Below are 12,390 nucleotides of genomic sequence, written 5' to 3' on the forward strand. Positions count from 1 at the left end.
TGGTCAATTACCTAATTTTCAGGGAAAAAGTCCCTGAATTTTCCCCCCAATCACTCCAAGGGTCGGCACTTTTTGAGGGAAAAAAAGTCTAAAAACCTTGTTGGATAAGGTTTTTAGATTTATTCAGCAAACCCTAATTATCTAAAAGCAAAGGTCGCAGAAAACCGCCATAATTCTCGTCATCTGTACCGATAAAGACTTCTATTTTACCTCTAGGAGATTCTCTGGTGGTCACCGCTTCCACTTTGGAGCCGTCTATTTCTGCAATTTTTTGGGGATTAGGGGCAATAATTAGGCTATTATCAGCTTTAACTTGACCAATACGGTAAACAGCACTTCTAAACACTCCCGCACTATCTGGATCGTAAGCGGAAGCTATGTAGATATTACCTTGCTTATCTACGGCTAAATCAGAGATGGGGCGAATATTTTTACCACTACCAAAAGGACTCCGAAAAGTTACCGACTGAAATTCCCCGAATTTTAAGGGATTGAACGAGATATCCGTCCAGCGAATCTTTGTACTCTCTTGACTATCGGCCCGTTCTGCGTAGATAAATAGATAACGATCGCCCTGCCGACTAACAGCGATCGCCTCTACATTTTCTACTGGAATTGGCCAATTTATTTGCTCAACTATCTTGACTTTTTGCTGGTTATATGCTAGTAAAAATAGTCTTTGAAAAGGTTTTTTCTCGCCACTTTCAGCCAACAAAAATAAATTAGTTTCTGGGATAGAAGTAATACTTTCGAGATCGTTACTCAATCCCTCTGGTTTTGGCCAATCTACCCTTAAAACCTGCCATAATAGCGGTTTTTCCTGGGTAGGTAGCTGTAAAAGACTCAGCCTTGCTTGAGATGGATCACTATTTTTGCCCTTATTTTTGGCATCGTGAACCCCTAGAAAAACATCTCCTTCCACCCAAGCTAAACCACTGAGATCTGGGAGATAAGTCTCCAGTCGTCTCGATGCTTGGGCAAAAGAGACTTGAGTGGCCGAAAAAAAGAAAACTAGGACTAAAATCGCTGAAAAAACAGTTTTTAATCGGCTATTCTTGCTAAAAAATGCTCTCTTCTCTAACACCTATTCCCTAACCCCCAATATCACTGATTAACTCCTCCACCACGCAATTTAAACCGACGGAATGGGAAGCTTTGCATAAAATGCGATCGCCGAAATCGATCACTTCCTTTAAACGATTAATTAAATCTGCGTGAGTTTGAAAACATTCGCAATCGACCCCAGTAGCAGCCTCAGCAATAAACTTAGCTTCCGGGTCATCTACCAAGACAAACAAGCGATCTATGCCTAGTTTTTGCACCCTCTCACCGACTTGGCGATGTAATTGCTCCGAAAAAAGCCCTAACTCCTTCATCGTGCCTAAAACAGCAATATGACGCTGACCGGGGGTAGCTTTCAGTAAATCCAAGGCCGCTAACATTGATTCTAGACCGGCGTTATAGGTTTCATCGAGGAGTAGGATATCTGGCTCTAATTGGTAACGTTTAGCCCGACCACTGGGTAAATTAACTTTAATTCCCTGTTGCAAAGAAGTCCAATCGATGCCTAAAATTTTCGCTACGGCCAAGGCCGCCATAAAATTTAAAGCATGATGACGACCGGATAAAGGTAAGTTAAAATCTAGTCCATTTACTCGTAAAGTAGTTAAATCCAGTAATTTACCGACTATATCGCCGCCAGAGAAGCCATAGGTAATTGTTTCCCCCTGCCATACCCGTTTAGCTGTTTCGGTAAGTAAAGGGTGATCGTAGTTAAGAACCGCTATACTACTAGAAGGGGACTCGGCCAATAACTCGCATTTGGCCTCTGCGATCGCTGATTCCGAGCCTAAGCGACCGATGTGAGCGGTTCCCACATTAGTAATCACTGCGATCGTCGGTCGGGCGATTTGAGCGAGCAGGGCAATTTCTCCCCTTCCCCGCATTCCCATCTCGATTACGGCACTATCGTGAGTTTCATCCAGTTCGAGGAGAGTTTTCGGCACTCCGATCTCATTGTTATAATTAGCCAGGGTTTTATGTACCTTTCCCTGGGTTGCTAATACCGAGGCGATTAATTCTTTAGTGGTGGTTTTCCCCACCGATCCTGTAATAGCAATCACGGGTATAGTAAATTGATTCCGCCACCAATGGGCTAATTGCTGATAGGTTTCTAGGGTATTCTGGACCAGGAATACAGGAATATTTTTAGAGTAATTTAACGAAACTGGCTGATCGACAATCAATGCCGCCGCTCCTTTTTCGATAGCCATATCGATAAAATCATGACCATTAAAATTATCACCTTTTAATGCCAAAAATGCTTGTCCTGACTCAATACTACGGCTATCAGTATTAATGCCAGATACTAAACTATCGGGACTAAAACTTATGTCACCATTATCTTGTAAGGACAATAATTGAGCTAGTTGATTGAGGGATAAATGACAGGCCATAGACAATAAAAATACTTAGGAGTAAATTCCGAATTATCTAGAAGATGGATTTAGGTTGAAATGTGACTTAGATCACATCCAAGTGGGGTTTCTTTTCGCTAACTTAATTAGCAGGGTATGCTGCCTAAATTTTTAGTAATCTGGGCATAGTCCGCAAGCTTGGCTGGGTAAGCCAAGGGGAATTTTCCCAAACTTGCCAAGCTAAAATGGAGCGACTCGATCAGTACAATGACCCAAAATAGGGGTATCCTAAGAAGGGAGCATCTACTATCTAATCACAATTGACCCCTTTATGGTCATAGCCCTAAAATCCATCCGCTTACTGATTTAGGAGGGCTGAATCAAATAACCATGGCTAGTCTAAACACTGGACAAAGACAAACAAGAGAGGAAGAACAGCTACTATACGATTATTGGCTCGACCGCGCCAGGACCGATTCCCCCGAGCAATTAATCGAGGATTTTTGTCGTTTGTTTATCGAAGGTGGGGGCTATCGAGAAGCTCCTATTTATTTAGCCCTAGAGCGTCTTGTCAAGGCTAAGGATGCCGAAATACGTTTTTATCATTTCTTTAACCGCTGCTGTCATATTTTAGTGAATCGATGGCAAACACAGCCCACCCATCAGCCAGCAATTCCGGAATTGGTATCGCTATTGGAAAATTTGCCCTCCCCACGTCCAGGAGATTACAGCAGCCCCAGTAATTTGGGCCATCTGGTCAAAAAATTTACCCTCTCGGATGACTACGTTAGGCTGCAGCGTCTGGCGAGAATTATTAGCGGCAAATACAGCGAAAAAACCGCCGCTTCCCTGGGAACCCTGATTAGTCGTTATCCCTATCTCTATGATTACTATTTACTCGGTGATGAAAGTCCCCGAGAACAGCGACAAACCGTTAGACGTATTAAAGTGAAAACCGAGAGGCGTTTCGAGGTAAATCTCTCTCGTTATGTCACCTATCAGGTACGTTTGGCTCAGGCGGCCCATAGCCCAAAAATCAGGGAAGAAGCGGGGAGAATCATTCAACCGGTAGAAAATCCCACCCTGCTCAATGATAAGTATCTAAATCGCGCCCTCAAGTATTATCTGGGGACGGTAGCAGGAAATTATACTCATAAGGCTCTTTCGCAAAATTTTCTGGCGAATACAGTTTATACCCCTACCTATAAAGAGTTTAAAAATGACCTCTACGATTATCTGATTACCTCCTTAGACTACGACAAGGGGCAATTTAACAAAAAACTCGACGATATCCTGCAAAATACTCTACCCCACTGCGATCAACAAAAACCGAGTGAATTTCTCATGCTGCGTACTTCTAGCCAACTGTTAAATTATCTGGTGGTGGAAAGCGGGCAAAAACCCGATCATTACATTTTTATGGATATGATCACCAATATGGGGGTAACTCCGACTGTGGGGTTATTGCTCAAGTTGATTTTGATCTGTCCCAAGGCAAAACCCCACTTAGATAAACGTTTTTCGATTCTATTTAACCACTACGAGAGTTATTCTTGCGATCAAGTGCCTTGGTTGGTTAAATCCCTAGAAAATCTGCAAATAGCTTTTAGTATTCATTTCGGCCAAGCTGATTTGTCCTGTCTCCGTCAAATCCAGTGATCAGCTGTTCGCTATCTAAATTACTTGTTAAGACTGTCTATGAGAGGAGAAGGGGGGAAGTGGGGAAGTGGGAAGTGGGGAAGTGGGGAAGTGGGGAAGTGGGGAAGTGGGGAAGTGGGGAAGTGGGGAGATGGGGAGACCACTTCGTGCGCGTTGCGGGGGGAGAATAAATAGAAATAATCTGCTGCCTCCGTTCGGCTGATCTCACGGCCGAAGCCTGCCTCCTGAATCCGTCAAATCGATTAAAAAGTTAAGTAATCTCAACTTCTAGCCAATGGTGACCCGGAGCTAGGGGATAATTAAACCATCGTCATTTAGGCTGCGTTTATCCGTGAAAATTATCGTTATCGGCAGTGGTGGTCGAGAACACGCCTTGGCTTGGAAACTGCTGCAATCGCCCGAAGTAGAACAAGTGTTCTGTATTCCAGGTAATGGGGGAACGGCAATTTTACCTCAATGTGAAAATATCCCCATAGCAATGGAGGATTTTGCCGAAATTAGCCGCTTTGCCCGAGAAAATTGCGTCGATCTGGTGGTTGTCGGGCCAGAATATCCCCTCTCCCTTGGCATTACCGATCATCTTCTGGGCCAGGAAATTGCCGTTTTTGGCCCCACACAAACCGGGGCCTTAATTGAATCGAGCAAATCCTGGGCAAAAGAATTAATGAGCGAAGCAGGAGTTATCACCGCCGCCTCGGAAACCTTTACCGATGCAGAATTAGCAAAAACTTATATCCGAGAGCAAGGAGGGCCAATTGTGGTGAAAGCTGACGGATTAGCCGCAGGAAAAGGGGTAATTGTCGCCGAAACCGTAAATACAGCCCTAGAAGCGATCGATGATCTTTTTACCAGTGGCTTTACTAAAGTCGTGGTGGAAGAATTCCTAGAGGGGGAAGAAGTGTCGATCCTCACCCTCACCGATGGGATCAGCTTTCGTTCCCTGCTACCCGCCCAAGATCACAAGCGCATCGGTGAAGGCGATACCGGCAAAAATACCGGCGGTATGGGAGTTTATGCCCCCGCACCCATAGCCACCGCCGCTATTATAGAAGCGGTGGATCGGGACATCCTCGCCCCTATCGTCGCCACCCTACAAAAACGCGGCATTGACTATCGGGGAGTCCTCTACGCCGGTTTAATGATTTCCCCCGCCGGAGAGCCAAAAGTTCTCGAATTTAACTGTCGTTTTGGCGATCCCGAAACCCAAGCGGTTTTACCCCTACTGGAAACTCCCCTGGCACCGCTGCTGCTGGCTTGCGCTCAACAAAAATTAACTGATTTCCCCTCTTTACAATGGCGATCCGGTAGTGCCGTTTGTGTGGTGGCCGCGTCTGCCGGTTATCCCGACCACTACGAAAAAGGCCGGTTGATCACTGGAATTAAGGCCGCTGAAACCGCAGGGGCGATCGTTTTCCACGCCGGCACGGTTTTAAAACACGGCGATATCTTCACCGATGGCGGCCGCGTCTTGGGTGTCACGGCTATGGGGTCGAATTTTAATCAGGCGATCGAACTTGCCTATCAATCGGTGAAAAGGATACACTTTGAGGGCATCTATTATCGTCGTGATATCGGCCACCGGGTAAGGGAAAAATAAGGGTCAGTATTTAGGTAGGGGTAAGGGGGAATAGTTAGGGGTTTTGAGGATTAATTTATTAGCCAATTTCCCTTTTTTTCCGAATCTCTCACCGCTAATCCTCACCTGATGCCAAACCTCTTTCTAGGGCAATCCCTGACAAAAGCGCATCTGATTTGTCAAAAAACCAGTAACTATTGATAAAATCATGAAACTGAATCGCCCAACCAAATTGCCATCCCTATGCGAATTTTGCTCTATTCTTATAACTATTACCCCGAACCGATCGGCATCGCTCCCCTGATGACAGAATTAGCGGAAGGATTGGTTAAAAGAGGTCATCAAGTCAGGGTTTTAACCGCTTTTCCTTGGTATCCTAATAGTGAAATCGATCCCGAATACCGAGGAAAAATCTATCTAGAAGAAGAACGAAATGGTGTTAAAATTCAACGTTCCTACGTCTGGGCGCGTCCCCAAAGAAGTTTAAAAAATCGAATTTTCTTTGAATTGAGCTTTGTTTTTTTGAGTTTCTTTCAGGCTCTTAAAGGTGAAAAACCCGATCTAATTTTCTTAACTGTCCCCGGATTACCCGTTTGCGTTCCCGCCGCTTTATTGAGTAAATTATATGGCGTGCCGATTATTCTAAACTTACAGGACATTTTGCCCGATGCGGCAGTTCATGTGGGATTATTAACTAATGAGAAAATGATTAAGGTTTTTAGTAGTCTCGAAAAATTTGCCTACCGAACTGCCAGCAAAATCTCAGTTATTGCCGATGGTTTTACCAAAAATCTCCTAACTAAAAATGTGCCGAGTCAGAAAATTATTGAAATTCCTAATTGGGTGGATGTAAGCTTTATTAAACCTCTGCCGAAAAACAATAATTATTTTCGCCAAGAAAATCATCTTGAGGGCAAATTTGTGGTTTTATATTCTGGCAATATTGCCCTAACTCAACCCCTAGAAACCCTGATCGATGCTGCAGTTTACTTAGTTGATATCCCTGAGATTAAAGTGGTAATTGTTGGTAAAAAAGAAGCACTCGATCGCCTAGAAAAGTATCGCCAACAACAGGGGGCCAGTAATGTGCTTTTATTGCCCTTTCAAACCCGGGAAAAATTACCAGAAATGTTAGCCGCCGCCGATGTGGGTATGGTGATGCAAAAACATAACGTTATTTCCTTTAATATGCCGTCCAAAATTCAGGTATTATTAGCTAGTGGCCGTGCTATCATTGCTTCTGTTCCCGCCGATGGAACCGCCGCTAGGGCGATCGAGCGTAGTGGTGGTGGTTTGGTGGTTACTCCTGAAGATCCAGAGGCATTAGCTACGGCTATTTTAAAGCTATATAAAAACCCAGATTTAGCAACTATACTAGGAGAACAGGGACGACAATACGCGGAGGAAAATTATGCCTTTGAAAAGACTTTGGATCAATACGAAAAGCTTTTTTCTCAAGTAGTTAGTTAATAATTAGGGTATAGGGATTAGGGATAGGGAAATGGGGGAATAGGGAAATGGGGGGGATAGGGGAATTTCAACTAAAACCCTAAAACCCTAAAACCCTAAAACCCCAACACCTATTACCCAACCCCCATCACCCCATCACCTAACCCCTAACTCCCACTTAACTATTTTCATGTTCGATAATTTCTCAAAAAAACTCCCCTGGCAAAGTCTCAAACAAGCGATCGCTTTTGTCTTAACAATTATTGCCTTAACCCCAGTAGTTACAGCTTTAATTTCTAGTGTTAATCAGCCCCAAATCCAATCGAATATTCAACTATATCAAACCAATCTCAATCTACAAGCCACGACTCTAAGCAGCGATGCTGACCCTAATAGCGAGGAATTTGCTAATCTTAAATTAATTCAAACTTCCCTGATCGGTGAAGATCCTTATACCACTGCCGAGGAACAGTATTTATCAGCCCAGAAAAGTGCCAAAAAAACAATCACCGAACTAGAAAAATCAGCAGTTAATCCCGAACAAAAAAAATCCCTTGAGCGCGAAATCAATTCCTTAAAAGATTTAGAGCTAAAATTAAGTCTCATTCAAGCTAGTCAAGGTGACTTGGATTCAGCACGGCAAATCTGGCAAGACATCAAGGAAAAATCAGAATTTGAGAACTATAAACCTGCTGTTTTACAAAATGCGCTGCTGTTAGAGGGATTGTACGGTGAACCCCCCCAAATTGCTGCCGATGCTGAAGCGAGAATCGAGCGCAATTTTCAAGGATGGTTTCGTTATACCATTCTGGAAAAATTATATAGTCTCGAAAATCGTCAAGAGGATTTACTCGCTTTAGAGGAAGAACAGAGTGAAGTAGCGGCTAATGCGTTAATTAAACTAATTTTACTGGCTTTCTTGCCTCTTATCGGCGGTTTAATCGGTGTTGTGCTTTTGATCTTTTTATTAGTGCAGTGGCTTCTCCGTAAACAGCGATCGCTGCTCTTTTTAGATGATAGTCTCGCTTGGCAAACTAAGTGGGGAGGAGAAACCCTCTGGTGGGGAATAATTATCGGTTTCTTTTTCGTCGGACAAATTGTTTTACCGGTAATTTTCGGGATTTTATCGAGTTTCTTGAGTCTCAATCCCGAACAATTTAACCTAGAAGCTAAAGCAATATACGTTGTAGTTAGTTATTTAGCCTTAACAGTGAGCAGTTTATCGGTTTTATACCTAGCGATCAAGCCTTTTCGCCCTTTACCTCCCGATTGGTTTCGTTTTAACCTCTTTAGTCCTTGGTTTCTCTGGGGATTAGCCGGCTATTTTGTCGCTTTACCCCTGGTTATTATCGTTTCTTTGCTTAATCAACTAATTTGGCAAGGACAAGGGGGCAGTAACCCGCTGCTGACTTTAGCTCTAGAATCCCAGAATACCTTCGCTTTACTCTGTTTTGCCTTTACTGCTTCCCTTGCCGCTCCTTTTTTCGAGGAAATTGTCTTTCGCGGCTTTTTACTAGCTTCTTTGACTCGTTATCTACCCGTCTGGGGTGCAATCGCTCTTAGTAGTTTGATTTTCGCCCTTGCTCACCAAAATTTGTCAGAAGTGCTGCCTTTAACCGTCCTAGGTTGTGTTCTTGGCTTTGTTTACACCCGCTCGAAAAATTTATTATCCTCGATGTTGGTTCATAGTCTCTGGAATGGTGGCACCCTGTTAAGTTTATTTTTATTGGGCAGCAGTGCGGGTTAGGTGAAGTCTCTGGTTTTAGGGAACGCCAGAACAGTAGCTGGTAGTCTAGAGATAACTAATCTTTCTCTGTCATCCCTTGCACTTAATTAGATAACCACATCGTTGCTCACCTTGATTGATCCAGTGAGTCCGTTCGATCGTACAATCGGGCAGCAGCATCGCAAACATTTCTAATTCATGGCCACAGATACTGGGATAGGAACCAGCCACCTCAGCAATAGCGCAATGATGCTCGGCTAGGACATAACTATTTTCTGCTTCCAGTGCCACTAATTCTGCCATATAACCCTCCTCTTGGCGAATTTCCAGCAATTTTCTCATTCTTTCCCCTAAAGACCCCTTGCCGAGGCGCAATTGATATTCTGCCGCTTTGCGTTGCCACTGTTTTTTGAGAATTTCCCCCACCTGTTGCTCTCCCACCGTCTCCACGAGAGTATTGAGGAAAGAAACGGCGAAATTATCGTAATTATGGGGAAAACGGCCACGACCTTGACGACTGAGACGATAAATGTGCTGAGGCCGTCCTATCTTATTTTGTACCGCAAAATATTCTATCAGTCCTTCCCCCTCCAAATCCTTAAGATGGCGGCGCGTCGCTTGCGGACTAATACTTAACTCCTCAGCCAAGTCTTGGGCGGTAGATTGACCGTTTTTGAGCAAATATTGCAGAATATCGTCTTTAGTCGAGGCGGGTTGAGTCGTGGTCATGATACCAAAAACAGAGGCTTTAGCGTACAATTGCTGAGAGTCAAGGAGCGGCCAATTACCCCTACAGAGTAACTTGAATAACAGAGGTTTACCAGAATCCTCTGAAATTTTCCGTGACTTTGACAACAGCTTTGTTGTTAATCTATTATATAATCAATTTAAACAACAAGAAAGTTGTTTAACTGCCTCCCCTGCCTACCGCGTAGAGAGAACACCAACCCCCATGAGTGCAACCACCGTTAAAAACCTCGTTAACCAACCCTACAAGTACGGTTTCGTCACCGATATCGAATCGGAAACCATCCCCCGCGGTTTGAATGAGGAGATTATTCGCCTAATTTCGGCGAAAAAGAAGGAACCGGAATTCATGCTCGATTTTCGTCTCCGGGCCTACCATCAATGGCAAAAGATGACCGAACCCAGTTGGCCGCACGTTTCCTATCCTGCCATTGATTATCAAAATATTATCTACTACTCTGCACCCAAACAGAAAAAAGCAAAACTCAACAGTCTTGAAGAAGTTGACCCCACTTTAATCGAAACCTTTGAAAAATTAGGCATTCCCCTTTCGGAACAAAAACGCCTTTCTAACGTGGCTGTAGATGCTATCTTTGATAGCGTTTCTATCGCCACAACTTTTAAAGAAAAACTAGCAGAACAGGGGGTTATTTTCTGTTCTATCTCGGAAGCTTTACAGGAACATCCCGACTTAGTGCAGAAATATCTCGGTACTGTGGTTCCCGTGGGTGATAATTATTTTGCCGCTCTTAATTCGGCCGTTTTTAGCGATGGTTCTTTTGTTTTTATACCCAAAGGTGTCGTCTGTCCTATGGAATTGTCCACCTATTTTCGGATTAATAACGGTGAGACGGGACAATTTGAAAGAACTTTAATTGTCGCTGAAGAAGGGGCATCGGTAAGTTATTTAGAAGGTTGCACCGCTCCGATGTACGATAGTAATCAACTTCATGCCGCCGTCGTGGAATTAGTCGCCCTCGATAATGCGGATATTAAATACTCGACGGTACAAAATTGGTACGCTGGCGATGCCAATGGTAAGGGAGGTATTTATAATTTCGTCACTAAACGGGGTCTGTGTAAAGGAGTTAATTCTAAAATTTCTTGGACGCAAGTAGAAACTGGTTCAGCGATTACTTGGAAGTATCCCAGTTGCGTCTTAGTTGGCGATAATTCCGTCGGGGAATTCTACTCAATTGCCCTAACTAATAACAAACAACAGGCCGATACAGGTACGAAAATGATTCACATTGGCCGCAACACCAAAAGTACCATTATTTCTAAGGGAATTTCTGCGGGTAATTCCCAAAATAGTTATCGCGGGTTAGTGAAAATGGGACCGAAAGCCAAGGGAGCAAGAAATTACTCCCAATGTGATTCTATGCTGATTGGAGATAATGCCGAAGCTAACACTTTTCCCTATATTCAGGTGGATAACAACAGTGCTAAAGTAGAACACGAAGCTTCTACTTCTAAAATCGGTGAAGACCAATTATTCTACTTCGCACAACGGGGCATTTCCGAAGAAGATGCTGTCTCTATGTTAGTCAGTGGTTTCTGTAAGGATGTCCTCAGTAAATTACCGATGGAATTCGCCGCCGAAGCTGATAAACTCCTAAGTCTCAAGCTCGAAGGAACCGTCGGGTAATCAGTAAAGTAGGGTGGGTTAGGCGATAGCCGTAACCCACCAAAAGCTAAGACAATTTATCCATCAATTGATGACTCGCCGTCAACCCCAAAAACTAATATTTTTGTTCTAGAAAAACATCTCATGAGTGAAGTAATTTTATCAGTAAAAAATCTGGCCGCTAGTATTGATGGAAACCAGATTCTTAAAGGAGTTAACCTCGAAATTAAAGCGGGTGAAACCCACGCAATTATGGGACGCAATGGCTCAGGAAAAAGTACCTTTTCCAAAGTAATCGCTGGACATCCCGATTATGAAGTAACTGGGGGAGAAATAATTTATAAAGGCGAAAACCTTTTAGAAAAAGAACCCGATGAACGAGCGCTTATGGGTATCTTTCTCGCTTTCCAATATCCCCTAGAAATCCCCGGCGTTAGTAACCTCGATTTTCTTCGCGTTGCCTATAATGCCCGACAAAAATATCTAGGCTTGGAAGAATTAGATAGTTTTGACTTTGAGGAATTAGTCGAGAAAAAACTAGAAGTTGTCCAGATGAATCCTAGCTTTCTTAGCAGAAGTTTAAACGAAGGTTTCTCCGGTGGTGAGAAAAAACGTAATGAAATCCTACAAATGGCCTTATTAGAACCTACTTTAGGAATTCTCGATGAAATTGACTCCGGTTTAGACATCGATGCTTTGCGAATTGTTGCCCAGGGAGTCAATCAATTAGCTACTCCCGATAACGCTTTTTTACTTATCACTCACTATCAGCGTCTGCTCAACTACATTGAACCCGATGTTATTCATGTTATGTACGATGGGCGCATTGTCACCAGTGGCGGTAAAGAATTAGCCCTCGAATTAGAAAGAACTGGCTACGATTTCCTCGACGAACAATTATTAGCCGTTAAGTAATCTAGCTATCAGTTATCAGTTATCAGTTATCAGTAGTCAGTTATCAGTTATCAGTTATCAGTTATCAGTTATCAGTTATCAGTTATCAGTTATCAGTTATCAGTTATCAGTTATCAGTTATCAGGAGATGGCTTTTATGGTTCTTCGTTACTTAGTATGGTTCGATAGGGTGGCATAAATGGACTAAATTCTTATCTGGCAAAAGATTTAATTAATTAGTTCGCTCTAGATCAAAAACAATTGACAAAAATTGCAGCAACGTCTGTCTCTATAA

The 12,390-nt window shown here is 43.2% G+C and carries 9 protein-coding genes; 6 read left to right on the top strand and 3 right to left on the bottom strand.

Annotated features, from left to right (window positions below):
- Window positions 1-133: 133 nt before the first annotated feature.
- Together IM319_RS06655 and IM319_RS06660 are read right to left on the bottom strand one after the other, a co-directional pair.
- Window positions 134-1,084, bottom strand: a complete 951-nt coding sequence (locus tag IM319_RS06655; protein WP_287735071.1) for a hypothetical protein — start codon at window positions 1,082-1,084, stop codon at window positions 134-136.
- Between the two features lie 7 nt (window positions 1,085-1,091).
- On the bottom strand, window positions 1,092-2,456 hold the full coding sequence (locus tag IM319_RS06660) for a UDP-N-acetylmuramoyl-tripeptide--D-alanyl-D-alanine ligase (protein WP_287686408.1): 1,365 nt from the start codon (window positions 2,454-2,456) through the stop codon (window positions 1,092-1,094).
- A gap of 351 nt (window positions 2,457-2,807) precedes the next feature.
- Between IM319_RS06660 and IM319_RS06665 the strand changes: the two genes are divergently transcribed.
- The 4 genes from IM319_RS06665 (at window position 2,808) to IM319_RS06680 (ending at window position 8,848) form a co-directional block, all read left to right on the top strand.
- On the top strand, window positions 2,808-4,076 hold the full coding sequence (locus tag IM319_RS06665; RefSeq protein ID WP_287686410.1) for a hypothetical protein: 1,269 nt from the start codon (window positions 2,808-2,810) through the stop codon (window positions 4,074-4,076).
- A gap of 331 nt (window positions 4,077-4,407) precedes the next feature.
- Window positions 4,408-5,673: a phosphoribosylamine--glycine ligase gene (gene purD / locus IM319_RS06670; protein ID WP_287735072.1), complete on the top strand. Its 1,266-nt coding sequence runs from the start codon at window positions 4,408-4,410 to the stop codon at window positions 5,671-5,673.
- Window positions 5,674-5,895: 222 nt separating this feature from the next.
- Window positions 5,896-7,122, top strand: a complete 1,227-nt coding sequence (locus IM319_RS06675; RefSeq protein WP_287686412.1) for a glycosyltransferase family 4 protein — start codon at window positions 5,896-5,898, stop codon at window positions 7,120-7,122.
- Between the two features lie 169 nt (window positions 7,123-7,291).
- A complete protein-coding gene (locus IM319_RS06680) occupies window positions 7,292-8,848 on the top strand; it encodes a CPBP family intramembrane glutamic endopeptidase (protein WP_287735073.1) in 1,557 nt (518 codons plus the stop codon).
- 69 nt (window positions 8,849-8,917) lie between these two features.
- Here IM319_RS06680 and sufR read toward each other — a convergent pair whose 3' ends face one another.
- Window positions 8,918-9,556, bottom strand: a complete 639-nt coding sequence (gene sufR / locus IM319_RS06685) for an iron-sulfur cluster biosynthesis transcriptional regulator SufR (RefSeq protein WP_190721589.1) — start codon at window positions 9,554-9,556, stop codon at window positions 8,918-8,920.
- Between the two features lie 223 nt (window positions 9,557-9,779).
- Here sufR and sufB point away from each other — a divergent pair, with 223 nt between their 5' ends.
- Window positions 9,780-11,222: a Fe-S cluster assembly protein SufB gene (sufB, locus tag IM319_RS06690; RefSeq protein WP_287676251.1), complete on the top strand. Its 1,443-nt coding sequence runs from the start codon at window positions 9,780-9,782 to the stop codon at window positions 11,220-11,222.
- A 123-nt stretch (window positions 11,223-11,345) separates the two neighbouring features.
- Window positions 11,346-12,116, top strand: a complete 771-nt coding sequence (gene sufC / locus IM319_RS06695; protein WP_287735074.1) for a Fe-S cluster assembly ATPase SufC — start codon at window positions 11,346-11,348, stop codon at window positions 12,114-12,116.
- Window positions 12,117-12,390 lie beyond the last annotated feature (274 nt).

Origin of the sequence: Microcystis sp. M113S1 (genome assembly GCF_020246945.1) — a bacterium.
Lineage (GTDB): Bacteria > Cyanobacteriota > Cyanobacteriia > Cyanobacteriales > Microcystaceae > Microcystis.